The organism is Thermonema sp. (assembly GCF_026003375.1).
Taxonomy (GTDB): Bacteria; Bacteroidota; Bacteroidia; order Cytophagales; family Thermonemataceae; genus Thermonema; species Thermonema rossianum.
Window position 1 is genome coordinate 421,302 of sequence record NZ_BPHD01000002.1, and the last position, 23,884, is coordinate 445,185.

Here is a 23,884-nt window from a genome sequence, read left to right on the forward strand (position 1 = left end):
CGCCCTGTTTCCTGTTTATGAAAGTATTCAAATTTGGTGGTGCTTCCGTAAAAGATGCGGAAGCCATTCGCAATGTGGCACATATTTTACAAACGCAAGGCACAAGCCGGGAACTGCTTGTGGTGGTTTCGGCTATGGGCAAAACCACCAATGCACTGGAAAACTTATTGGACGATTACTTTGCAAAAAAGGACTATGAAAAGCGTTTCCGGGAAATTTATGATTACCACATAAACACCGCACGGGCATTGTTCCCCGAAGGGCATCCGGCATTTGAAGCCATGGAACGCTTGTTTGTCCGGCTTCGCTACACACTGCTGCACCATACCCGTCCCGAAAATTATCATGAGTCCTACGACCAGGTAGTAGCTTTCGGCGAGCTGCTATCGACCACACTCATCAGCCATTTTTTGCATGCAAGCGGCATACAACACCGGTGGATCGATGCCCGGGATTACATCAAAACAGATACCACCTGGCGCAAGGCACAGGTAGATTGGGCATGGAGCGAACACCTCATTCAAACCGGGCTGCGTCCATTGCTGGAAACCCAATTGCTCCTTACTCAAGGATTCATTGGGGGCGCACCGGGCGGGCGCACTACCACCTTGGGGCGCGAAGGCTCTGACTATTCGGCTGCCCTCTTTGCAGCGGCACTCAATGCCGAAGACCTCACCATATGGAAAGATGTGCCCGGTGTGTTGAATGCCGACCCAAAACACTATGCCTTTGCTTCTTTATTTGAACATTTATCATACAGGCAGGCAGCTGAAATGACCTTTTACGGTGCCAGTGTCATTCACCCCAACACCATTCGCCCCCTGGCAAACAAGAACATTCCTCTATTGGTGCGCTCTTTCATGATGCCCGAAAAGACGGGCACCCGTATTGATGCCCAAGAGACAGCCCTGGAACAAGCTTGTGTAATACGCAAAGAAAACCAATGCTTGATGAGCTTTTCGGTTAAAGACTTGGCTTTTATTACCGAAGAGCGCATCAGCTATGTGCTGGATGCCTGCCACCGCCTGCATTTAAAACTCAACTTAATTCAAAATTCGGCGCTTTCGTTGTCTGTATGCTTCGATTACCGCCCCGAATATGTGGAAGAGCTGCGTCAGCTGTTGCAAGATGACTTCAGTATCACCTACAACACCAAGCTGCTGCTCATAACCATTTTGAACTACGAGCCGGCTTTATATGAAAAAGTAAGGGGCAATCGTCCGGTGCTGTTGCAACAGGCTACCCGGAAACATATTCGTTTTTTGGTGCCTATGGACGAAGCTTAAGGTAAGTGCCTGCCCGCAGGGCGTCGCTGCTCAATCCGTTGATTTTTTTCAGATACTCTACCGACACACCATAGCGGCGGGCAATCCCCCACAAAGTGTCGCCCCGCTGCACATAGTGCCGGGCGGGCGTTGTTGTCTGTGGCCGGCGGTTCGAATACACTACCAATTTTTGCCCGGGATAAATAAAGTAGTCGGGCAAACCATTCCAGCGCTGAAGTTCGGCAATACTTACGCCGTACAGCTGCGCAATTTTGCCCAACGAATCTCCTCTGCGTACGGTGTAAACCTGTTTTGTGGCATTTTCGCCGGGGCTATACGATACCTGCTGAAAAGCCTTGTTCTCTGTTTCCGGCATCACCATTTTCTCTTTTTCCGCGCTGTCTGCATGCTGCCAATCGAGCGTAGCCAGCTGCTCTACACTCAATGCCATCACCATGCTGTTCAGAAAAGCATTGGCATACAATTCCCCTTTGACCGTGTATCCGTTATTGGTCAGGTGAATACGGTCTCTTTTGGCAAGCCCTGTTTGCAGCCAACGCATCATGGAATATTGTCCGCCACTGATATGATAGTAGTCGTAGAAAGCACAATGGTACGCCCTTGCCAGTTCTTTGAGCAATGCCGCATAGTCTTTACATGCCGATATGTTCCGGCGGTAGCGATAAGCATCTTGTGGCGAAACCAATAAAATCACGGTTTCGGGATTTTGCGCACGGATGCTTTCTATCAAAGTAACCAGTTGATGCCGCAAGGCGTTTTTATCAAAATGGTTGTTCAGATAGAAATCGTTGATGCCCACATCCAGCACCACCAAATCGGGCTGAAGCACAGCCATTTCCTCTGCCAGCAAAGACTCTTTTGCCCATGAACCAACCCCCGCCCCATTGACACCGGCCGAGCTATATACCACCCCCTTGTCTTCTACCGACTCCAGCCACAGCCCATAGCACTCAAAGAAGCGTTGCTCTTCCCTGCTTTTGTTGACCAACACCTCTATGTATCCATCAAAAGAAGGCAAAACAGTCTCAACATAAGGTTTGCCGGGGACAGCATGCAGGCGAATAGGCTCTGCCGTAGGCGATGTTTTTACCAATATATCGAAGCTGCTGCTATCGGCGCGGCAAAAGATGCGCAATTTACGGTGTACCGGCTCATAACTGCCTTTGTTCATACGGATGGTAAAGGAAGCCTGCGGATCTTCGGTATAAACAGTTACGCCGCTGCTTCCCAAAGGAAAAGCCGGCTTGTATTTGGTGATTAAAGCCGATTGCCATACGCCCCGGTGCGACGAACGGTAGTCCACCGTGCCATGGGTGTGGGCAATAGAATAAGGGACAATCCAGCCTATGCCGCCATTGCCCCAAATGGCAGACAGGCGCTCCCGGATAACCTTCGTTTGCAAATCATAGTGCACGTGCGAGTCACCAAGATGCAACACACGCACTTTGCGGCTCTTAGCCTGTGAAAAACGCTCAAAGAACTGCCTCATGGCAGGCATGTCGAACCACTGCCAATGGTTCTTTTCATATTCTATGAAAGAATACGTATGTGTGTAGCGAATATACTTCTGCAGGCTGCCTTCCCTTTCGGTTGCCAAAGAATCAACAGGATAAGCCATGAGCAGCTGTCCTTCGCCCCAAGCCATGAAGGCAAGTAAAAAAGCAATCAATGATTTTCGAAAACGCATATCTTCAAGCCAATTCTTCAGTGAATGAGCACAACGGTGAATTCTTCAACGAAGTTTCTTGGTGTACGTAAATTCTTATAGCTTTGTCCAACGAAAGTAATAATTTCATACTCATTAAGCAATTGCATTAATCTTGCCAAAGATGATTCAGCCCATTCGCCCTTTTCTTTTGTTGTTGATTACCGGCGCCATTCTTGCCCTGCTGATGACCTTTATGCCCGAACAAGTAAGCATCGCCGCTTGGGAAATACGGTTCCCCACCTGGCACAATACAGTGCTGAAAGAAAAACCTCAATATGCCGATATAAAAGCCATCACCAAGCGCCTGGAAGAGACCGAAGCAGCTGAAGCACAGGCGGCCGACTCTTTGAAGCCAACAGCCCAAGACAGCATGGCACAGCAAACGCCCCCACCGCCACAAGCCGGGCGTTTCGAGTATGCACCCGGACAAGACACCTTGCTTTATCCTTTTTTTCGCACCTTGGATGCCCTCAAAGACGGGCAGCTCCGGCAGAGCATTCATATTGTACACTTCGGCGACTCACAGCTGGAAGGCGACCGCATTACCGCAGAGCTGCGCCATCGCTTACAAAGCCGCTTCGGGGGCTGCGGTCCCGGGCTACAAGGCATCAGCAATCATTTGAATGCCAAAATATCGGTTTATCAAACCAACGACAAACGCTGGCAGTGGTATCCGCTCTTCGGCAAGCGCTCCCAACAAGCGCCCTCTAGATATTTTGGTTTGTTGGGCAATATGTATGCATTCGCTCCTTCAAGCCCGGCACCTCTTGATGCAGAAAAAGACATGAGCGATAGTCTTGCCTCGCCTGCTCTGCCCGATACCACATCCGGCATTGCCCGGCAAGCAGCAAAGCTGTCCAAACAAAATATGCATTTTCAAATAGGCACGGTATATCACCGTTCCAAACAAGCCCATGCCAAGGATCGCGAAGTGCAAAGAGTGAAGGTGCTTTTTCGAAGTCCCGAAAGCTCCCTGCGCGTGAAGGTACTGCACAACGGGCAAGTAGCATGCCAAGAGTCTTTCCAAGCCGCCCCTTCGTTGCAAATGCTGGTTTGTGACATAGATAGTGAATTTCAAAACATCAGCATTCAGTTTGAAGGCAGCGGCGCATTAGAAGTGTACGGCAGCAGCTTAGAGTGCCGCTCCGGTGTGGTGGTGGACAATGTGCCCATGCGCGGAAGCTCCGGACTGGAGTTTACCAAAATACCGCCCGCCCACCTGCGCGCACAACTCCGCGCACTCAACGTGCGCCTGTTGATTTTTCAGTTTGGCGTAAATGTAGGTGAAGCCGAAGATTACGGCTTCTATGAAGAATTGTTTTACAAGCAATTGAAGTATTTCCGTGAAGTGGCTCCCGATGTTCCCATTTTAGTTATCAGTACCTCAGACCGCTCAAAAAAAGAAGGTACGCATTATGTTTCTTTGAAAAACATTGATAAATTGAGAGATGCCCAACGCCGGGCGGCCTTCCGGGCAGGATGTGCCTTCTGGGATTTGTTTCAAGCCATGGGCGGGCTCCACTCCATGCCTGCATGGGTAGAAGAAAAGCTTGCCAATAAGGACTATACGCACTTCTCGCTGCGGGGCGCCCGCCTGGTATCGGAAATGCTTTATGAAGCCTTGATGTATGAATATGAACTTTACAAAATGGCACAAAAGCCTCGCCCTTAGTTTGCTTTTTGTTTCATGGCTGTTGAACTGCCAGCACCGGCAACCGGCGCACTTAACGCCCCGGCGCATGGCTGTGCCTGTTGACAGCAGCGCCAACTTCATTCTTTTCGACACAAGTGCTGCCTATGTCCATTTCATTCAAGCACTCGACAGCCTGATTCAATACCGGAACCGCCCCGTTCGTATTCTACACTTCGGCGATTCGCACATACAAGCAGACTTTTTTCCCCACCGGCTCAGGCAGCAGCTACAGCAAAATCCGCTGTTGGGCAATGCCGGCCGGGGCTATTTCTTCCCTGCACGCTTGGCAGGCGCCGGTGCGGACCCGCTTAATATCCCCGGGCAGTATTATTTTGGCACATGGCATGGTTGCCGTAGCATCATCAGCAAAGACAGTTGCCAATGTGGCATTGCCGGCATGAACGCACTTACCTTTCAAGCCATGGCCGGCTACACCTTTGCACTTGATTCAGCTTATGCCGGCTGCCGGCGCATCAAGGTCTATTATGACACCCAAAGCGACAGCACTTTTTATCCTTTGTTATGGGCAGGCATGCGCTGGCACATGCCCCGACGTATCCATCGCCGGGGCTACGCCGAGTTTGTCGTAGATGCTCCGGCGCCCTACACCCTCGGCTTTCAACGTTTGCGCCTTGCCCAACGTTACTTCCGCTTGCAGGGCATAGTCATCGAAAACGATGCGGCCGGTATTCTCTATCATTCGGCCGGCTTAAACGGCGCCACGGTAAGTTCTTATTTGCGCTGCTCGCAACTCGCAGTGCAAATCGCAGCCCTTCAGCCCGACCTGGTGATTGTGTCGCTTGGAACAAACGATGCTTACCGGCAGTATTTCGACGACCGCCGGTTTAAAGAACAATACCGCGAGCTTATCCGGCAAATCCGCCGGGCAGTTCCTCGCTGCAGCATTTTGTTGACCACTCCCGGTGATTGCTACTTTCAGCGCCGGCACCCCAACCCTCACATAGCCACCGCTGTGCAACGTCTCAAGGAATTGGCACAGGAAGAAGACTTGCTGCTTTGGGACTGGTTTGCCGTCATGGGGGGCAAAGGCAGCATATATGCCTGGAAACAAGCGGGCCTGGCCAACCCCGACCTGGTGCATCTACTACAACCGGGCTACGAATTGCAAGCCAATTTGCTTTACAGTGCCCTCATGCAGTTATACAAACTGCATAAAAGCTCACTTTAAACGCTTGATAAAAATTGCCCATCCGCCCAACCGGGCTATTCCTGCAATAGCCAAAAGAGAGACCAGCAAAGTGGTAGGCTTACGCCCGTAAATATCGACCAGGCGCCGCAGCAAGCCGTCCCTGTCTAAAAGTTCATACACCAGGTTTTGCAGGGCTTGGCTATCCACTTGCTTCACCAAATAAGCAGCATAAAACAACACGCTAAACAACATCAGCACCAGCAAAAGCACCACATACATAGGCACGGAAGCCCAAAACTGCACTTTTTTGTATTGCTTGGCTGTTTCGGCTACAAACTCACGTGCCATCAACACACGCACACGGCAAATGCGCCAAGCTGCCGGCACCGTAAACAGCAGCAGCATCGCCCAACTCCATGCGCTCAAAGTGCCGTCGAAAGCCAACCACAAGAGTGTATAACCTAAAAAAAACACTGCCAAAGCATCTAAGAAAAGAAAGCGTGTGGCTTTCATCGGTCATAGTCGTTTAAGATGTCCATCTTACGCCGGCAGCGCTCTATGCACTGCTTGTAATAATTTATATCGTCATCGGACAAGGCAAAAGCAATGGCTTGCTTGTACGTTTCAATTGCCTTGGCATAATCTTGCTGCATTTCATACATGATGGCTTCCTCTCCCAACAGGCGCGAGCGGCTAATGCCCGGCACCTGCCGTGCTTTTTCAAGCAAGCTCTTCAACTCATCGAAACGCTCCAGTTTCGACAGGCACACAATAGCATTCAAATACACGGGCAAATAATCAGGCGCATATTTCAATGCCAAGCTGTACAGCTCCCAAGCCTTCTCCAGGTCTTGGTATTTCACTTCATATACCCACGCCAAGTGGTTATAGGCACGCCCATAAGACGGCTCGCGGGCAACGATTTGATTCAACAACTCCACCCCACTGCCTATGCGGTTATCTTTCAGCAGCTGGTCTGCTTCAAAAAACCAATCATCTAATTCCGGGTCAAAAAAACGGTCACTCATTTTTCAAATGGTTAGTTATAAGAATGGTGTAAACTCTTTGCTATGCATTCCGCCGGGCTATTTTCCAACTGCGCTTGACACCTCCATTGGGCGATATATTGCCTGCCGGCACTTGGCTTTGCTGCTTTTGTTCAGCCCACAGCTGTGCTGCAAAAGCGGCAGCTGTTTGCAATTCTTCTTCCGACAAGGCAGGATTGAGCACCTCCGGCGTGAAATATTTTTTCACGAAGTTGGTATCGAAGCTACCATCCACAAAAGACGGATGCCGCAAAGCAAAGGCGCAAAAGTCGAGCGTGGTGGCAATGCCCGTAATTGTATATTCACTGATGGCACGTAACATACGCGCAATGGCTTCTTCTCTGTTTTTGGCATGCACTATCAGCTTTGCAATCATGGGGTCGTAATAAATAGGAATTTGCATGCCTGCTTCAAAGGCGTCATCTACACGCACGCCGGGACCCTGCGGGCGCTCATAACTCAACAGCTTACCTACGTTGGGCAAAAAGTTATTGCGTGGGTCTTCGGCATACACGCGCACCTCAATGGCATGCCCATTGATTGCCAGCTCGTCTTGTGTAAAACTCAAAGGATGCCCTTCTGCAATTCTGATTTGCTCTTTCACCAAATCCACGCCTGTAATCATTTCAGTAACCGGGTGTTCTACCTGCAGGCGTGTGTTCATTTCCAGGAAATAAAAATTACGCTGCTCATCTACAATAAACTCCACCGTGCCGGCATTGTAATAACCACAGGCTTTGGCAACACGCACGGCGGCCTCACCCATGGCACGCCGCATGGCTTCATCCACCACTGCCGAAGGTGCCTCTTCTATCACCTTCTGATGGCGACGCTGCACCGAACATTCCCGCTCAAACAAATACACCATGTTGCCATGGCGGTCACCTAAAACCTGTATTTCAATGTGTTTGGGCGAGCCAATGTATTTTTCAATGAATACCGCACCATCGCCAAAAGCAGAGACCGCCTCGCTGACTGCCCGCTCCATTTGCTCGGCAAAGTCCTCCTCTTTTTCCACCACACGCATTCCTTTGCCTCCACCGCCGGCGCTTGCCTTGATAAGCACGGGATATCCAATCTCACGGGCAATGCGTTTGCCCTGCTCTACGTCGGTAAGGGCTTCGGACGTACCGGGCACCAATGGCACACCATGCTTTTGCGCAGCCTCTTTAGCTGCCAGCTTGCTGCCCATCAGCTCGATGCTTTCGGGCGATGGTCCAATGAAAATAAGGCCGGCCTCTTCTACGGCACGCGCAAAGCGGGCATTTTCCGACAAGAAACCATAGCCCGGATGCACTGCATCGGCACCGGTTTGGCGGCAGGCCTCCAAGATGCGGTCAATACGCAAATAGGACTCCGACGATGGCGGCGGACCCACGCATACCGCCTCATCGGCATAGCGCACGTGCAAAGCTTCGCGGTCGGCTTCGCTGTAAATGGCCACCGTGCGGATGCCCATTTCTTTTGCCGAGCGCATGATGCGCAAAGCTATCTCGCCACGGTTGGCAACCAATATTTTACGGATTTTTCGATTCGAAACGCTCATCATCATTGCAGCTTATGTTCATTCAAGTATATTGCTTCTAAGCAAAGAAAAGAAAAATTTCAAAAATCACTTTGCCGCCAAAGGAAAGCCTCTTGCCAAAATCACTTATTTTAAAGAAGTCAGTATCTTTGTTTCCCAGCAATGACCCCAACTTATGAGCGATAACTCTTTTTATACCATCATCATGGCCGGCGGCGTAGGTTCCCGCTTTTGGCCCATCAGCCGCGAGCACTCTCCCAAACAATTTCATGATATTTTAGGCAGGGGCAAAAGCATGATTCAAGAGACCGTAGAGCGCTTCGAAGGCATCTGCCCACCGGAAAATATTTATGTAGTTACCCACAAAAAATATGTAGGTAAAGTCAAGGAACACTTGCCCTTCCTTTCCGATGAACAGATATTGGCAGAGCCCAGCCGTCGCAATACAGCCCCCTGCATTGCCTATGCTTGCTACAAGATAGCACAAAAAGACCCGGATGCCGTGACCGTCATTACGCCGGCCGACCATGTCATTCAGGACGTAGAGCGTTTCAGAAAAGCCATACGCACGGCAGTCAAGCATGCACACAAAAAAGAAATCTTGGTTACCCTGGGCATCAAGCCCAACCGCCCGGATACCGGCTACGGATATATTCAATACCGGCAAGGCAGCAAGCTTTTTCAAAAGTTCAAGCCTTACCCTCTGCTACCTGTCAAAACCTTTACCGAAAAGCCCAATCTCGAACTGGCAAAGAAGTTCATAGAAAGTGGTGACTTTGTATGGAATGCCGGCATTTTTATCTGGCATGTGGAAACCATCAAAAAAGCATTTCAGCGCTACGCGCCCGAAATGGCGGAAGTGTTTGAAGAAATAGAAGAGCAGTTTTTTACCGAAACAGAAGCCGAAGTCATTCACCAGGCTTATCCGCTTTGCAAAAAAATATCCATTGATTATGCCATCATGGAAAAAGCCGACAACGTGTATGTCATTCCTGTTGACTGCGGATGGTCTGACTTAGGCACCTGGAAATCGCTCTATGAGCTGGCACCCAAAGACGATAACCAAAATGTCATACAAGGCACTGTGCTTGCCTATGACAGCCAAAAATGCATTGTAAAGACGCCCAAAGAGCAGCTGGTAGTGATTCAAGGGCTGGAAGGCTTCATCGTAGCCGAACACGAAGGTGTGCTGCTCATTTGCCGGCAAGACCAAGAGCAACGTGTGAAAGAGTTCGTGGCAGAAGCCAAAAAGATAGACAAACGCTTTACTTGAAAAAGAACTACTTTTGTAACCAATTGGTTTACAATAAGAATTACAGAAGGGAAGACGCATGCAAGCAAGTAAGAAAGATATACGCACCATCAAGCAAGAAGAGTTGGAAAGATGGCTGAAAGAAGCAGGACAGCCTGCCTTTCGCGCCAAGCAAATAGGGCAATGGTTATGGCAAAAAGAATGCCGCCGTTTTGAAGACATGACCAACCTGCCCAAAGCCTTACGCGAAACCCTCGCCCAACACTTCGACATACGTCCCATACAGCTAAGCCGTGCCCAAAAAAGTGCCGATGGCACCATTAAGTGCACTTTCCGCTTACATGACGGGCACCTCATCGAAAGTGTGCTTATTCCTACCGACACACGCATGACGGCTTGCGTGTCATCGCAGGTAGGTTGCTCTCTTACCTGCAAATTTTGCGCTACAGGCTACATGAAGCGCGAGCGCAACCTCACTGCCGCCGAAATATACGATCAGGTCATCGAAGTCAACCGCTTAGCCATAGAGCATTATGGCAAGCCACTGACCAATATCGTGTATATGGGCATGGGCGAGCCGCTGCTCAACTATGCCGAAGTGATGCGTTCTACAGAGCTTATCAGCGCTCCCGATGGCTGGAACTTCTCTGCCAAGCGCATCACCGTTTCCACGGCCGGCATTGCCAAAATGATAAAACGCCTGGGCGATGAGCAACGCAAATTCAATTTGGCGCTGTCGCTTCATGCCGCAGACGACCCCAAGCGAAGCCAAATCATGCCCATCAACGAGCAGAACTCCCTGGAAGCCCTCATCGAAGCCCTGCAGTATTACTACCATCAAACCAAACAAATCGTAACCTTCGAGTATATTGTTTTCCGTGACTTTAACGACTCACTCGCCGATGCCCGTAAGCTGCTGAAGATAGTACGCAAAGTGCCTTCCAAAGTCAACATCATCGAGTACAACCCCATAGACAAAGCGCAGTTTCAAAATACCACACCCGAACGCCTCGACGCTTTTGCCCACTTCCTCGAAGCGCAAGGCGTAGTGGTCAAAGTACGGCGTAGCCGCGGCAAAGACATAGATGCAGCCTGCGGCCAGTTGGCAACCAAAGAGAACGAACAAGCACATGCGTAAACGGCTGGCTTGGTATGTGCACTGCATGCGCAAACTTACCGCCCGGCGGCTGCTGAATTTTTTTCAACTGTGGTTAAGCTTTCATCTGTCGAAAGCGCTCCGGCGCCCGCTGGTATGGGGCGCACCCGCTGCCATAGCCGTAGAGCCCACCACGGCCTGCAATTTGCGCTGCCCCGAATGCCCCAGTGGCTTGCGCCGCTTCAGCCGCCCTACCGGCAAGCTCTCCTTCGAGCTTTATCGTCGCATGATAGACGAGGTGGCTCCAAAGGCTCTATACCTTACCCTTTATTTCCAGGGCGAGCCTTATTTGCATCCTCAATTCTTTGAGTTGGTCAATTATGCCCACCGGAAGGGGCTCTTCACCATCACCTCTACCAATGGGCATTTTCTGGATGCTGACCGGGCACGCCACACCGTGGAATCCGGCTTGGACCGCCTCATTGTCTCTATTGATGGTGTGACACAACAAAGCTATGCGGCTTACCGCAAAGAAGGGCAACTTCAAAAAGTGATCGAAGGCATACGGGAAATAGTGGCTTGGAAAAAGAAGCTTCGCAGCCTCACGCCCGAGGTCGTTTTACAGTTTTTGGTCGTGCGGCCCAATGAGCATGAAATACCGGCCATTCGCCAGCTGGCAAAAGAGCTGGGGGCTGACCGCCTGGTATTAAAAACTGCTCAAATCTATGACTTCGAAGATGGCTCCCCTCTCATTCCTACCATTGAGCGCTACAGCCGGTACCGCCAACTGCCCAATGGAAAATATGCCATAAAAAACTCTTTAAAAAATCAGTGTTGGCGCATGTGGAATGGCTTTGTGATGACTTGGGACGGGCGCCTGGTCCCCTGCTGCTTCGATAAAGATGCACAGCACCAAATGGGACAATTTCCACAACAAAGCATCGCCGCCATTTGGCAATCGCCGCCTTACCGGCAATTCAGACAACAGCTGTTACACGCCCGGAAAAATATTGACATTTGCCGCAACTGCAGCGAAGGGCTGAAAGTGTGGTCTTGATGCCGGCGACGGTGTCAGGCCGATTGTGCCCAAGAATCATCCTCCGACAACGCACACCCTTTCTTACGTATTCTGTCTATTGATAAAAATGCCCAACGGCGAAAACGAAGCACTTCTTCTTTGTGCCACCATAGGCTCAGCTGCTCAAGAAAACCAATGCTGCCGGTGCTGTGCTGTTTCCAATAGGCGTGAATGGCATCCCAAGTATCCAAAGAAGGACTTGCTACATTAAAAATGCCACTGATGTCTGTGCGCTCTACCACAAACTGCATGGCTTTGCAATAATCATGGGGCAGCAAAGTAGCCATCGGGGGGCGTTCATGCAGCTGTTTACAAGCCGACGGCACCCAACGCCACCAACGGGCCTGCTCATGCAGCAACAAGCCCAAGCGCAAAGCCACTTTACGAACCTTAGGCACATAAGCTTTATGAAACAAGCGCTCTATCTGAAGCAGGACTTGCGAAATGGCATGCTCGCCGGCCGGGCTATCTTCACTCACCGGCAAAGACGAACGCTCATACAAGGCTGCACTGTTCAACAATATCCATGAAGAAGGGCGTGCCTCTTTTTCATTAAGCAAGTCTTCGAGATACTCGCCTACGGAACGATAATAAAGATATAGTTCTTGGCTTTTGGCACCCGGTTCAAGGGCTATGGTAGAAATATCCCACACCACTACGTCTGCCTTGCGAAGCAGTCCGTCGCGGGTAAGGTCACCCCATGCCCATTGAGATTCGTCATGTTGCAGGGCAATAAAAGAAACCTGCCATCCCAAAGCCTTCAATAAGTCGGCATAGGTGCGCTGTGTGGACAAAACCACACAACGTAAAGAAGAATGAAATGTTTTCATAAAGCTGCTGTTATAACATAAAGCCTTCAACAAATATAACAGGCATTCAGTGTTATAACAGCAAATATTATGCTTTAAAAATGCTTGTGTAATATTCGTTAAAAAAATGCTACAAGGCTGCCAATCGTTTTTTTACGTAACTTCTTCGTACCCCTCTGCCCATAGCTTCCCGGGCGAGCTGCGCGCAAAAATTCTTTAAGATTTTCACTACAAAATCAGGTGATAGGTCCCTGTAATGTGGCAAAGAGAAGTCCGGAGCTACACACCCAAATTCACGGATAAAATAGGCCGCTTCGTAGTAACGGAACATGCTGGCGAGTGTATGGAAAAAGGTATCGCGCTCTATCTGTTCTTGCCGGTACTCACTTGCTGCGTCCGGTTCTTTGGTTTCCAACACCACATCTGTCAGCTTGGCAATGGCTTTGCCTTCGGTTACACACAACAAACGTACCCACCACTCCTGCAGCCCCCATAGTGGCAGGCGCTCGTCGATATACCCCACCCAGTCAAGCGTTTCTCTTCGAAAAAAGCACTCACCCACTGCCATATAGGCACGGGCAATGGAGTCTGTTATGTCATTCACATCAAAATAAGTACGGTGCAGCTCCCCCCTTGCTGTCTTGGTTTTACCAATGGCACACAGCATGGTGCCTTTTTGCAGCTGATTCGATATTTTGTAAAGACTATAAGGCGCCAATTCCGCCCCCTTGGGCAAAAAACCAATCACCTCACCGGCTGTTTGCTCCAGAGCCAGGTTCAAGTAATGCACCGGGGCAGTGGTGCCAATGACCTTTACCTTCAAGGAAGGCGCCATGTGTTTGGGCTTTTCGCTGCTAATGACTTCCACATGGGGATATTGCTGCCGGGCGATGCTCTGCATACACGCCTCGGCATCCCCTTCCCCCGGCGGGATGATAAAGGTAAAACGCAAGTCAGAAGTTTGTCCGGAAGAAACGCTCATATGGTCTTTTAACGCAACAGGGTCAAAGGGGTTGTCTTTCAATTTCTCACAAAAGTTTGGCATTCACAAAAAAACTCTTAAATTTGCAGGCTCAAAGCTAAGAATTGAAAACGATAAATTCCAATGAAGCGTACATATCAACCATCTCGCAGAAAGCGCCGCAACACACACGGGTTCCGTGCACGTATGAAAACCAAAAATGGGCGCAAAGTGTTGGCTCGTCGTCGTGCCAAGGGTAGAAAAAAACTGACCGTATCGGACGAATACCGTCATAAGCTGCGTGTAAACGCTTAATGAGCAAGCGGGCAGTGCTTGACAAAAGCCAAAAACTACCCAAGTCCGAACGACTATCCAACCGAAAAATCATTCAGGAACTATTCGATAGCAATAGTTCCTCTTTTTTCTTTTATCCGTTTAAGTTTTTTTTTCTTGTGGATGAAGGCAACATGCTGCCTCATTATCCACAGGTGCTTTTTATTGTCCCCAAAAAACGCTTCCGGCGTGCCCACGACCGCCACTATCTACGGCGACGCATGAAGGAAGCCTATCGCTTGCATAAATACGACTTCTTCCATGATTTGCTGCCCCCATGGCATGCCTTGGCCATTGTGTATGTAGGCAAAACCCTCATGGATTTTCACCAAATAGAAGAAGCCCTCTGCAAGGCATTTGCAAGATTCAAACAGAGTCTGTAAATTCAAAAGATAGAGCACTTGCTTGCTCCCGATAAAAAGAAAATGCCCTATGAACTTTATGCGTTCTACCATGCATGCAGGCCTGTTGTGCTTGCTTTCGTGGCTTTTGGCTCTACACGGCACTGCCACAGCCCAACAAAAAGACAACGCTTTCGAGATAGCCAAGAACTTAGACATTTTTGCCACCTTATTCAAAGAGTTAAACACCTACTATGTAGATGACATAAACGCCAACCGCCTCATGCAGAAGGCCATCGATGCCATGTTGAGCGATCTGGACCCTTACACCAACTACATATCGGAAGACCGCATTGAAGACTATCGTACCATGACCACAGGGCGCTATGCGGGCATTGGTGCCACCATACGCACCCAAGAAGGCAAGTGCGTGATAGTCCTTCCTTATGAAGGCTCTCCGGCGCAAAGAGCCGGCCTTAAAATAGGTGACCAAATTACAAGCATCAACGGCGTGAGCACTGCCGGAAAAAGCAGCGATGAAATATCGACTTTGCTCAAAGGGCAAAGCGGCACACCCGTAGAAATAGAAATACTGCGCCCTACTACCGGCGAAAGAAAAACCTTTTCTATCAAAAGAGAAGAAATACACATCAGCAATGTGCCTTATTTTGGCATGCTCAATGAGCAGGTAGGCTATATTCAGCTGTCGGACTTCACCATGGGCGCCTCCGAAGAAGTGCGCGCTGCCATGGACTCCCTCAAGAGAGCCGGCGCCCAAGCTTTCATTATTGACCTGCGCAATAACCCCGGGGGCTTGTTGAGCGAAGCCATCAACATCGTCAATTTGTTTGTTCCAAAAAATGAGCTCGTTGTTTCCACCAAAGGAAAAATCAGTGAGTGGAATAAAGAGTACTACACCCTCAATGCCCCTTATGACCTTGAAAGCCCCTTGGTGGTGTTGGTCAACAACCGCAGTGCTTCGGCTTCTGAGATTGTAGCCGGCGCTTTGCAAGACTACGACCGCGCCATTTTGATAGGGCAACGCACCTTCGGAAAAGGGCTTGTGCAAGTGACCCGTCCACTCTCCTACAACGCACAGCTCAAAGTAACCATTGCCAAATACTATATTCCAAGCGGGCGCTGCATTCAAGCCATCGACTATTCAGTGCACAACGCAGACGGCAGCCTTTACCGCATTCCCGATTCGCTGCGCCGCAGCTTCAAGACCCGTGCAGGACGCATGGTTTTCGACGGTGCCGGCTTAGAGCCCGACATCGTCGTTCCGGCAGACAGCCTGCCTGAAATATGCAACTATCTTCTTCAAAACTATTATATCTTCAATTATGGCGTAGATTACGCTGCCCGCCATACACTCGGAAAAGAAATAACACTTCCACCCGAAGTGTTGGAAGACTTTATTCAATGGCTCGATAAGCAGAATTTTCATTATGCCACCTCGCATGAAGAGTATGTTTCGGTGCTGGAGCAACAACTAAAAGAAACCCCCGACCTCTATGCCTCGGTGGCAGAAGACCTCAGCCGGCTGAAAAAGAAGCTAAAAACAGACCACCGGCAGCTTATTCGCCAACATAAAACGTGCGTGTTGGAGCTAATAGAAGACGAGCTTTATAAGCACGTGTATTTTGAAAAAGCCGAAGCGCTGGCTTCCTTCGATACCGACCGGGAAATACAAAAAGCCATCGAGCTACTGCGCGATGAGCAAAAATACAGTTTCATTTTAGGGCGCTCAGACTGATGCAGAGCGCAGTGCTTCCAAGGGCAATATATAGCGGCGCCGCTCTGCTTTCAGCTTACCCTCATCCTGAAGCTCATTGAGCAAGGTGGTCACGGTTTGCCTTGAACTGCCGATAAGCTTGGCTATGTCTTTGTGTGTCAGACGGCTGTTGACATGCACCTCATTTCCCTTTACTACCCCTTCTTCTTGTGCAAGGTCGCACAAGAATTCATACAGGCGTGTTTTGACATCTTTGAACAAAAGCAGCTCCAGTCTGCGTTCTAAGCGCTTGAATCGCAAGTTGATAAGCTTGTGAATATAAAGGCTCAGGGCTTGATTGTCGCGCATCATTTCCTGAAGGTCTTCCAGGTGCATGCGGCAAATAGTCGTGGGCTCAATGGCCTGTGCGAAATCCGTGCGCTGCCCTTCGCCCAAAATAGACTGCTCGCCAAAGATTTCGCCTTTACCCAAAATAGCCTTTACAAACTCTTCGCCTTGCTCGTTGTAGGAAAAAATCTTCACCCTGCCCGAAGCTATCAAATAAATCTTGTCAGAAGGATCCTCTTCAAAATAAATGAATTCGTCTTTTTGATACTCCAAAAAGACATGCCGCTCTCCCAGATGCTTGGACTTATGCGGGCAAAATAAATTGAAAAGGTTGGTTTCTTCAAAATACCATATGCGGCTTCCTTCTGCCATCGTTTCTTTTGTTTTTTCGTATATCATTTAAAACGTCAAACTCAAAAAAAAAGATTCAGTATGAAAATGATGCTTATTCAACTGCTGTTGGTGGCTATATGCTGGGCTTTCTTTCCGGGCTTTACGTTCGATACGCTATCTACTGCCCTACTCTCGGCTTTGCTCGTGGTGGCGGGCTATCATTCGACCCGCTCGCTCATGTTTCTGCTGCTGTTTCCAATCAGCCTGCCACTGCTGTATATCAATATCAAAGGTGCCCGCGGCTTCCTGCCCATTGCCGGTCTATGGCTGTGGATTGCCGCCGCACATTTCGTATGGCTGTGGATTGTTCAAAAGCTGTTTTCCGGCTTCCGGATTACGCCAATATGGTACGCAGGCATTGCCGCAGCGCTGATTGCTGCCGTTTATGTAGGGATCATGCAGTGGATGGCACCTCCTAAGCATCGCACCTTCTTAAAGCTTTAAAAATGCTTTGATGAACCTAAAACACCATATTGTTTTTTTTCATACATTTATGAACAAGCATTCAAGATGTTTCACTTTTAAACCGACAAGCTCATGAAACTAATCGGCAAACTGCTTATTTATGGTTTAGCTATTGTACTTTCAGCTAAAATTTATCCCAAAGTGCAGGTAGATGGCTACGGCACTGCCATTATTGCCGCCATTTTACTGGCTATTGCCTCTGTCACCATCAAGCCTATTCTTACCTTCCTTACCTTACCGGTTACCGTCCTCACCTTAGGCTTGTTCCTCATCGTTATCAATGCCGTCATTTTGCTGATGGTATCTGCCCTGCTCGATGGCTTTCAGATAGGCGGCTTCTGGAATGCCGTTCTTTACAGCATATTGCTGGCGATAGTACACGCCATTCTCGAGTGGCTTTTTGAAGCACTTTTTTAGTTTGTAACTTTGCCTTTGTTAACGGGCAACGGTTATGCATCTGTTTTATTTGGAAGAAGGACAACTCAGCCGGGACGAGTGGCAGCACCTGCGTGCGGTGCGTCTTCGCCCCGGTGATTTTTTTTACTTGACCGACGGCCAAGGCTATAAAGCCCGCGCCGAACTGCTTCACATAGATAAAAAAGGGGAAGGCAGCTACCGCATCGTTCATGAAGAGCAAGTGCCGGCGCCTTCTTATACCATTCATCTGCTGGTGGCGCCCACCAAAAACCACGACCGCATGGAATGGTTGGTCGAAAAAGCCACGGAAATAGGTGTCAGCAGCATCACCCCTTTGCTTTGTCATTATTCGGAACGCAGCAAAGTACGCACCGACCGCCTGGAACGTTTGGCTGTTCAAGCCATGAAACAATCACTTAAGTTTTATAAGCCGGTCATTCATGAACCTATCGACTTTACCGAAGCTGTCCGGCGCCCGCCTATGGGCCAACGCTTCATTGCTCACCTGCAAGATGAACATACCCCCTTGCTCTTGCATAGCATACGCAAAGGGCAAAGCTATGAAGTGTTTATAGGTCCTGAAGGCGATTTTTCGAAAGAAGAAATAAAAGAAGCCCTTGAAAACCATAGTTTGGCAGTATCTTTGGGGGAAAGTAGATTAAGAACTGAAACAGCCGGCATTGCTGCCTGTCTCATTATTCAAATCGCCCAACAACTATGAGCATCTCACAGGTTCTTTTTCTACCTTTTTTAGGTGAACATACGCTCCACCCACACAACAGAGTAGAAGAAGCTTTGATGAATCGGCCCGAGTGGCAAAAAGGCTTGTATTTTGGGCGCCCCCGCAGCGGACACCCCGAAGGCATGGTGTTGTATCATGTGCAAGAAGTGCTTTACAATATTTCACTTATCGACCCTTTCATCAACGATGAAACACACGACAAGCTTCGTTTCATTGCTTTGATACATGACAATTTTAAATACGAAGCACTATACAGAACGGGGCAAACGATTCCCCCTCAGCGCCATCATGCCTACCTGGCAAGGCAATTTGCTGCCCGTTTTACCGACGACATACAGCTGCTCAACATTATTGAATGGCACGACAATGCCTATCACATCTGGCGCAAAGGCAAGCAGAGCGGTGACTGGCAAACAGCCGAAAGAGAGCTACATGCCCTCGCAGAAGCACTGGGCGAAGCGCTGCAGCTGTTCTATCTCTTTTTTAAATGCGATACCCGCACCGGTGATAAAATTCAGCAGCCTCTTCAGTGGTTTGAGTCGTGTTTGCGGCATCGAATTCATTTTGTACCTTTAAAAGAACATTGGACCATCTGAAAATAAGAGATGCTGTTTTGCCGTATTCTTTGCTTTACCGTAGGGCTGTTATTTACGTCTTTTTCAGTGCAAGCCCAAGAGCCTACCATACGTATTGCCAAGTTGAAATACAACGGTGGTGGTGATTGGTATGCCAACAAAACGGCTTTACCCAACCTGATTGCTTTCTGCAAAGAGCACTTAGCACTGCCACTGGCCGACGAAGAAGACATTGTGGAAGTGGGCAGCCCCGATATTTTTCAATACCCCTTTGTGTACATGACGGGGCATGGTCATGTGTCCTTTACGGCGCAAGAAGCCCAAAATCTGCGCAATTACTTAATTGCCGGCGGTTTTCTGCATATAGACGACAACTACGGCTTGTATGAGCACGCCATCCGGGAAATGAAAAAGGTCTTCCCCGAGCTCGATTTTGTCGAGCTCCCTTTCAGTCACCCTATTTACCACATGAAGTACGACTTCCCCAAAGGCTTGCCCAAAATACATGAGCACGACGGCAAACCACCTCAAGGCTTTGCACTCATTTATGAAGGCAGAGTCGTATGCTTTTTTTCGTATGAATCGGACTTGGGCAACGGCTGGGAAGACCAAAGCATTTACAATGACCCCGAGGAGCTGCGCCAACAGGCATTACGCATGGGCGCCAACCTGTTGTTGTATGCTTTTACTTACCCTTAGCCAGATGGCGCTGCCGCAACACCTCAGCCACAGCATCAAAAGAAGTGTCACAAGCCTCGAGCAAAACCAACAAGTGATACATCAGGTCGGCCGCTTCTTCATGCAGGCGGGGCAAGTCTTGCTTCATTGCCTCGATGACCGTTTCCACAGCTTCTTCGCCTACTTTTTGAGCAATTTTGGGAATGCCCTTTTCAAACAGACGGCTTGTATAAGCGCCTTCTTTGGGGGCCACTTTACGCTCATGAATCAACTGCGCCAACTCATGAAGAAAAAGAAAGCCACCGGGAACATTGTTTTCGAAGAAGCAAGTATCTTCGCCGGTATGGCACACCGGACCTGCCGGCTCTACCAACAACAACAGGGCATCTGCATCGCAATCTAAGCGTGCTTCACGCAGGTGCAAGTAATGCCCGGATGTCTCGCCTTTAGTCCACAAACGTTGTTTGCTGCGGCTGAAAAAAGTGACTTTGGCAGTTTCTATCGTCTTTTGCCATGCCTCACGGCTCATATAGCCGAGCATCAACACTTTGCGCGTGCGAACATCTTGCACTATTGCCGGCACCAGGCCGTCGGGATATTTGTCAAATTGAATGTTTTCTGCCTGAAAAAGAATTTGAGCAGTTTGCATAGCCGGTTGGTTTCAAAAAAAGCAGTAAAGCGCTTTTACTAAGCCTTCACTGCAATACACGATATTTCCACATTTACATTTTTGGGCAGGCAGCTGACTTCCACGGTTTCGCGTGCGGGAGGCACCATGCCTTCGAAGTAGCGCCCATATACTTGGTTGATACGCTGAAAATCCTGCATGTTATTAAGAAAGATGGTACACTTCACCACATGAGAAAAGTCCATGTCTGCTGCTGCCAAAATAGCCCTTATGTTCTCCATGACCCGCGTGGCTTCTTCTTCCAAGTTGGAAGTAAGCAAGTCACCGGTTTCCGGGTCTATGGCTATCTGCCCGGATACGTAGAGTGTATTGCCCGCCAATACAGCTTGGCTGTAAGGGCCTATGGGGGCAGGGGCTTGTTTGCTTTCGATTGCTTTTTTCATACTTATTCAACAGTTACCGATTTAGCCAAGTTGCGGGGTTGGTCCACATCGCAGCCACGTAACACGGCAATATGGTATGCCAGCAGCTGCAAAGGAAGCACAGAAAGAATAGGTGATAAAATCTCTTCGGTTTTGGGGATTTCAATCACAAATTCCGCCATATTTTTTACCACCTCATCGCCTTCGTTCACAATAGCAATCACACGTCCATTGCGCGCTTTCACTTCTTGAATATTGGAAATCACCTTTTCATAGGAGCTGTCTTGCAGGGCAATGAAAACCACGGGCATTTCTTTGTCAATCAAAGCAATGGGCCCATGCTTCATTTCGGCTGCCGGATACCCTTCGGCATGAATGTAGGAAATCTCTTTCAACTTAAGAGCCCCTTCCAAAGCCACGGGGAAATTACATCCACGCCCCAGATAAAGGAAGTTGCGGGCATCTTTGAACAAGGCGGCAATTTGTTTAATAGGCTCATGCACCCGCTCGAGCGTTTCTTCTACTTTCTTCGGCAGCGTTTCCAAGCCCACCAATAGCTGACGGAAGCGGGCTTCTGAAATGGTTCCCTTTTTATGGGCTGTAAACAGCGCCATCATGGTCAAGACAGTAAGCTGTGCCGTAAAGGCTTTGGTGCTGGCAACCCCAATTTCCGGACCGGCATGGGTATAGGCACCGGCATGGGTCATGCGGGCAATAGTAGAGCCCACCACATTACAAACCCCTAAAATAAGAGCGCCTTTTGCTTTGGCTATCTGAATAGCCGCAATGGTGTCGGCAGTTTCGCCGGACTGAGAGATAGCAATAACTATATCATTTTCGCGAATAATGGGGTTGCGATAACGAAACTCTGAAGCGTATTCAACCTCTACGGGAATACGTGCCAGCTCTTCAAAAATATACTCTGCCACCAAGCCGGCATGCCATGAAGTGCCACAAGCCACCATAATGATGCGGTCGGCATTGGCCAAGCGGTTTTGATATTCAATGAGCCCCCCCAAAGTAAGCCGTCCGGTAGAAGCATCCAAGCGGCCGCGCATGCTGTCATAGATAGAGCGCGGTTGCTCGAAAATTTCCTTCAGCATAAAATGCGGATAGCCCCCTTTCTCGATGGCTTCCAGCTCAATGTCCAACTGCTCGATGTAGGGGGTGGTAGGCACATCCTGCAGGGTGCGGATATCCAAGCTATGGTCGGTAATAACAGCATACTCGTCATCATTTAAAAAGATGACTTTGTTTGTATATTCGATGATGGGGGCTGCGTCGGAAGCCACAAAGTACTCGCCATCGCCTACTCCTATCACCATTGGGCTACTGCGGCGTGCGGCTATCAGCTTACGCTCGTCGTCTTGCGAAAGCACCACAATAGCAAATGCGCCTATTACCTTATTCAGTGCCAAGCGCACTGCCTCTTCCAATGAGCAGTTTTCCTGCTTTTTTATTTCTTCTATGAAATGAATCAATACCTCTGTGTCGGTGTCGGAAGTGAAAACATGCCCTTTGTTTTCAAGTTCTTGACGCAGGGTAGCATAGTTTTCTATGATACCATTGTGAATAATGGCCATCTTGCCATCGCCCGACACATGAGGGTGTGCGTTGCTATCATTGGGCTCGCCGTGGGTTGCCCAGCGGGTATGTCCAATACCTATATGGCTGTGCAAGTCATCTACTTTTGCAAGCAGCTTTTCCAGCTCTTCTACCTTTCCCTTCTTTTTATAGACTTTCAAGCCACCATTGAGCAGCGCTACTCCCGCACTGTCATAGCCCCGGTACTCAAGGCGCTTAAGCCCTTTGATAATGACAGGATAAGCCTCTCTATGACCGATATAAGCAACAATTCCACACATAAACTACTCGGTTTGAATGATTGAATAAAAGAGTCTTAAATGTAAACGTTTTTGCGGGTGCAAATGTCCACCAATAATGATGCGATTTACTTCATTATTGAGTGTAGAGGGTGCAATCAGCAATCCGTAATTGTCTTTTTTGGCATTGCCCTGATAGCGTGCGCTCAGTCCATTCATCACATACTGCGTATAACTCGTGATATTGGCGTTATAGGAGCGCGTCAGAGGGTCGTAGTACACAAGCATATCTTGACTAACACCCAAAGGATCGAAGCCTTCGGTTTGCACCTTGCGGTAAGTAGTATCTTCCCATACGATGGTGGAGCCGGAAACACTGCGTGTAACAGGTATTTTCACCGGCTTACCTTCGGCATCAAGCTCTATGAAATGGAAAGTGGCGGGCAGGGAATAAAAAGGATTTTCCACATCTACGATGGGCGAAAAAAGCAGATAAGCTTGATTGATGGCAATCAAACCCAACTTGTGAAACTCTGCCAAGTAGGGAAACTCTATTTTTGTGCCCACGCCCAGAAGCCCCTGTATATAAGCGGCATTGCCCAAAGATGTTTCAGGCACAGGCTCATAAAGCCCCACACCGGCCAAGGCGGTGCCGCTGCGGTCTGCTGTCACTTGGTTGAATCGCACGGCTTTTGGGGCAGTCTCACCGGTGGTGATGCTTGCCGGACGCACGCCTATGTAATAATACTGTGTGTCACCATTATCGTCGAGGTATTCGAGGCGTAAAAAAGAAAGCAATGCCGATGAGGCAGAAAAACCCAAGATAGCGGCATCGTCGCCGGCATCGGGCACAAGCGCCAAACCGTTGAGCACGCCGTCCAGCTGCTCTTGGGTCAAAGAGTCGGTGCTTTGCAACAGGCTTACAATCTCGTCGCGAAAGCTGTCAGACAGGTCTATTTCCACTACTCTGCCAAAAATATCTTTAGCGGCAAAAGTCTTGCTTCCCAAAGGCGTGGGGTCTATGGCTTTGGACTCAAACGAATAATAGCGCCCGTCTTTTACGATAGGTTCTGCCACTTTGTGCACATAGACCGTTTGCGAGCGGGTGGTATCACCATAAGCATACTGCTTATACAACACCATGGTCAGCTTTTGAAACTGCGGATTGCTGCCAAAGTCATGTGCAACCGGCCGTGGCGACAGGGCAAAGAAAGACTTGGCGGTTATTTTGCCAAAGTAGGGGTCGTTGTACTGCCCCACTAAAAGGTAAGCCCCATTGCTGCTTTGCACAGAGTCGATAAGTACGGTGCTGGTCTTTACCGTCACGGTATCAGTAAAGACAACCGCCATATTGCGGGGCGGTTGTCCTACTTCTATGTTGTCTTGACAAGAAAAAAGAAG

General features: G+C 49.1%; 25 protein-coding genes. 14 read left to right on the top strand and 11 right to left on the bottom strand.

All coding sequences use genetic code 11. From position 1 onward, the window contains the following. Nucleotides 1-17: 17 nt before the first annotated feature. Nucleotides 18-1,286 (top strand): aspartate kinase, encoded by a 1,269-nt coding sequence (locus QVE43_RS06910; protein WP_038028585.1) that lies wholly within the window; start codon nucleotides 18-20, stop codon nucleotides 1,284-1,286. Here the strand turns inward: QVE43_RS06910 and QVE43_RS06915 are convergent. Next, nucleotides 1,270-2,973: a LysM peptidoglycan-binding domain-containing protein gene (locus tag QVE43_RS06915; protein ID WP_288005491.1), complete on the bottom strand. Its 1,704-nt coding sequence runs from the start codon at nucleotides 2,971-2,973 to the stop codon at nucleotides 1,270-1,272. The two genes, QVE43_RS06910 and QVE43_RS06915, sit on opposite strands and share 17 nt — an antisense overlap. A 133-nt stretch (nucleotides 2,974-3,106) precedes the next feature. Here QVE43_RS06915 and QVE43_RS06920 point away from each other — a divergent pair, with 133 nt between their 5' ends. Beyond that, on the top strand, nucleotides 3,107-4,666 hold the full coding sequence (locus QVE43_RS06920; protein WP_288005493.1) for a hypothetical protein: 1,560 nt from the start codon (nucleotides 3,107-3,109) through the stop codon (nucleotides 4,664-4,666). Next, nucleotides 4,629-5,876 carry a GDSL-type esterase/lipase family protein gene (locus QVE43_RS06925; protein WP_288005496.1) on the top strand — a complete coding sequence of 416 codons (1,248 nt, stop codon included), beginning with the start codon at nucleotides 4,629-4,631 and terminating at the stop codon, nucleotides 5,874-5,876. The genes QVE43_RS06920 and QVE43_RS06925 overlap by 38 nt, the downstream gene beginning before the upstream one ends. Here the strand turns inward: QVE43_RS06925 and QVE43_RS06930 are convergent. Genes QVE43_RS06930 through accC form a run of 3 tightly spaced genes read right to left on the bottom strand, consistent with a single transcriptional unit; the run spans nucleotide 5,868 to nucleotide 8,435 of the window. Continuing rightward, nucleotides 5,868-6,350: a hypothetical protein gene (locus QVE43_RS06930; RefSeq protein ID WP_288005498.1), complete on the bottom strand. Its 483-nt coding sequence runs from the start codon at nucleotides 6,348-6,350 to the stop codon at nucleotides 5,868-5,870. The two genes, QVE43_RS06925 and QVE43_RS06930, sit on opposite strands and share 9 nt — an antisense overlap. Continuing rightward, nucleotides 6,347-6,865, bottom strand: a complete 519-nt coding sequence (locus QVE43_RS06935; RefSeq protein WP_288005500.1) for a hypothetical protein — start codon at nucleotides 6,863-6,865, stop codon at nucleotides 6,347-6,349. Before QVE43_RS06935 ends, QVE43_RS06930 begins: the two co-directional genes overlap by 4 nt. Nucleotides 6,866-6,905: 40 nt before the next feature. Beyond that, entirely contained in the window at nucleotides 6,906-8,435 is a 1,530-nt protein-coding gene (accC, locus tag QVE43_RS06940; protein WP_288005502.1) for an acetyl-CoA carboxylase biotin carboxylase subunit, read from the bottom strand. Nucleotides 8,436-8,583: 148 nt separating this feature from the next. On the opposite strand from accC, the gene QVE43_RS06945 reads away from it, so the two are divergent. The 3 genes from QVE43_RS06945 to QVE43_RS06955 are packed head-to-tail and all read left to right on the top strand — an operon-like array spanning nucleotide 8,584 to nucleotide 11,813. Further along, the gene (locus QVE43_RS06945) at nucleotides 8,584-9,681 is read left to right on the top strand and encodes a mannose-1-phosphate guanylyltransferase (protein WP_288005505.1); all 1,098 of its coding nucleotides are present in this window, start codon (nucleotides 8,584-8,586) and stop codon (nucleotides 9,679-9,681) included. A 58-nt stretch (nucleotides 9,682-9,739) separates the two neighbouring features. Then, nucleotides 9,740-10,798, top strand: a complete 1,059-nt coding sequence (gene rlmN / locus QVE43_RS06950) for a 23S rRNA (adenine(2503)-C(2))-methyltransferase RlmN (protein WP_038028575.1) — start codon at nucleotides 9,740-9,742, stop codon at nucleotides 10,796-10,798. Beyond that, complete coding sequence (locus tag QVE43_RS06955; protein ID WP_288005509.1) at nucleotides 10,791-11,813, top strand: radical SAM/SPASM domain-containing protein; 1,023 nt, start codon at nucleotides 10,791-10,793, stop codon at nucleotides 11,811-11,813. Before rlmN ends, QVE43_RS06955 begins: the two co-directional genes overlap by 8 nt. A gap of 14 nt (nucleotides 11,814-11,827) precedes the next feature. Here QVE43_RS06955 and QVE43_RS06960 read toward each other — a convergent pair whose 3' ends face one another. Both QVE43_RS06960 and QVE43_RS06965 read right to left on the bottom strand, forming a co-directional pair. Then, nucleotides 11,828-12,664, bottom strand: a complete 837-nt coding sequence (locus QVE43_RS06960; protein WP_288005511.1) for a hypothetical protein — start codon at nucleotides 12,662-12,664, stop codon at nucleotides 11,828-11,830. 109 nt (nucleotides 12,665-12,773) lie between these two features. After that, complete coding sequence (locus QVE43_RS06965) at nucleotides 12,774-13,625, bottom strand: hypothetical protein (RefSeq protein ID WP_288005513.1); 852 nt, start codon at nucleotides 13,623-13,625, stop codon at nucleotides 12,774-12,776. Between the two features lie 123 nt (nucleotides 13,626-13,748). On the opposite strand from QVE43_RS06965, the gene rpmH reads away from it, so the two are divergent. Genes rpmH through QVE43_RS06980 form a run of 3 tightly spaced genes read left to right on the top strand, consistent with a single transcriptional unit; the run spans nucleotide 13,749 to nucleotide 16,034 of the window. Then, nucleotides 13,749-13,919: a 50S ribosomal protein L34 gene (gene rpmH / locus QVE43_RS06970; protein ID WP_038028564.1), complete on the top strand. Its 171-nt coding sequence runs from the start codon at nucleotides 13,749-13,751 to the stop codon at nucleotides 13,917-13,919. Further along, the gene (locus QVE43_RS06975) at nucleotides 13,919-14,320 is read left to right on the top strand and encodes a ribonuclease P protein component (protein ID WP_288005515.1); all 402 of its coding nucleotides are present in this window, start codon (nucleotides 13,919-13,921) and stop codon (nucleotides 14,318-14,320) included. The genes rpmH and QVE43_RS06975 overlap by 1 nt, the downstream gene beginning before the upstream one ends. A 49-nt stretch (nucleotides 14,321-14,369) precedes the next feature. Then, nucleotides 14,370-16,034, top strand: coding sequence for a S41 family peptidase (locus QVE43_RS06980; RefSeq protein ID WP_288005518.1), 1,665 nt, complete (start codon nucleotides 14,370-14,372; stop codon nucleotides 16,032-16,034). On the opposite strand, the gene QVE43_RS06985 is transcribed toward QVE43_RS06980, so the two are convergent. After that, entirely contained in the window at nucleotides 16,026-16,712 is a 687-nt protein-coding gene (locus tag QVE43_RS06985) for a Crp/Fnr family transcriptional regulator (protein WP_038028561.1), read from the bottom strand. The two genes, QVE43_RS06980 and QVE43_RS06985, sit on opposite strands and share 9 nt — an antisense overlap. Before the next feature lie 60 nt (nucleotides 16,713-16,772). On the opposite strand from QVE43_RS06985, the gene QVE43_RS06990 reads away from it, so the two are divergent. The 5 genes from QVE43_RS06990 (at nucleotide 16,773) to QVE43_RS07010 (ending at nucleotide 19,631) form a co-directional block, all read left to right on the top strand. After that, on the top strand, nucleotides 16,773-17,177 hold the full coding sequence (locus QVE43_RS06990) for a hypothetical protein (RefSeq protein ID WP_288005519.1): 405 nt from the start codon (nucleotides 16,773-16,775) through the stop codon (nucleotides 17,175-17,177). A gap of 93 nt (nucleotides 17,178-17,270) precedes the next feature. Then, entirely contained in the window at nucleotides 17,271-17,615 is a 345-nt protein-coding gene (locus QVE43_RS06995) for a phage holin family protein (protein ID WP_288005520.1), read from the top strand. A gap of 34 nt (nucleotides 17,616-17,649) precedes the next feature. After that, a complete protein-coding gene (locus QVE43_RS07000) occupies nucleotides 17,650-18,336 on the top strand; it encodes a 16S rRNA (uracil(1498)-N(3))-methyltransferase (protein ID WP_038028556.1) in 687 nt (228 codons plus the stop codon). Further along, on the top strand, nucleotides 18,333-18,953 hold the full coding sequence (locus QVE43_RS07005; RefSeq protein ID WP_288005522.1) for a hypothetical protein: 621 nt from the start codon (nucleotides 18,333-18,335) through the stop codon (nucleotides 18,951-18,953). The genes QVE43_RS07000 and QVE43_RS07005 overlap by 4 nt, the downstream gene beginning before the upstream one ends. 9 nt (nucleotides 18,954-18,962) lie before the next feature. Beyond that, nucleotides 18,963-19,631 carry a DUF4159 domain-containing protein gene (locus QVE43_RS07010; protein WP_038028555.1) on the top strand — a complete coding sequence of 223 codons (669 nt, stop codon included), beginning with the start codon at nucleotides 18,963-18,965 and terminating at the stop codon, nucleotides 19,629-19,631. On the opposite strand, the gene hisIE is transcribed toward QVE43_RS07010, so the two are convergent. Genes hisIE through QVE43_RS07030 form a run of 4 tightly spaced genes read right to left on the bottom strand, consistent with a single transcriptional unit; the run spans nucleotide 19,618 to nucleotide 23,833 of the window. After that, nucleotides 19,618-20,259, bottom strand: coding sequence for a bifunctional phosphoribosyl-AMP cyclohydrolase/phosphoribosyl-ATP diphosphatase HisIE (gene hisIE / locus QVE43_RS07015; protein ID WP_038028554.1), 642 nt, complete (start codon nucleotides 20,257-20,259; stop codon nucleotides 19,618-19,620). The two genes, QVE43_RS07010 and hisIE, sit on opposite strands and share 14 nt — an antisense overlap. A gap of 38 nt (nucleotides 20,260-20,297) precedes the next feature. Continuing rightward, entirely contained in the window at nucleotides 20,298-20,681 is a 384-nt protein-coding gene (locus QVE43_RS07020) for a RidA family protein (protein WP_288005524.1), read from the bottom strand. A gap of 2 nt (nucleotides 20,682-20,683) precedes the next feature. Then, nucleotides 20,684-22,525 carry a glutamine--fructose-6-phosphate transaminase (isomerizing) gene (glmS, locus tag QVE43_RS07025; RefSeq protein ID WP_288005525.1) on the bottom strand — a complete coding sequence of 614 codons (1,842 nt, stop codon included), beginning with the start codon at nucleotides 22,523-22,525 and terminating at the stop codon, nucleotides 20,684-20,686. Nucleotides 22,526-22,528: 3 nt separating this feature from the next. Beyond that, a complete protein-coding gene (locus QVE43_RS07030) occupies nucleotides 22,529-23,833 on the bottom strand; it encodes a DUF4270 family protein (RefSeq protein ID WP_288005527.1) in 1,305 nt (434 codons plus the stop codon). Nucleotides 23,834-23,884: the final 51 nt, after the last annotated feature.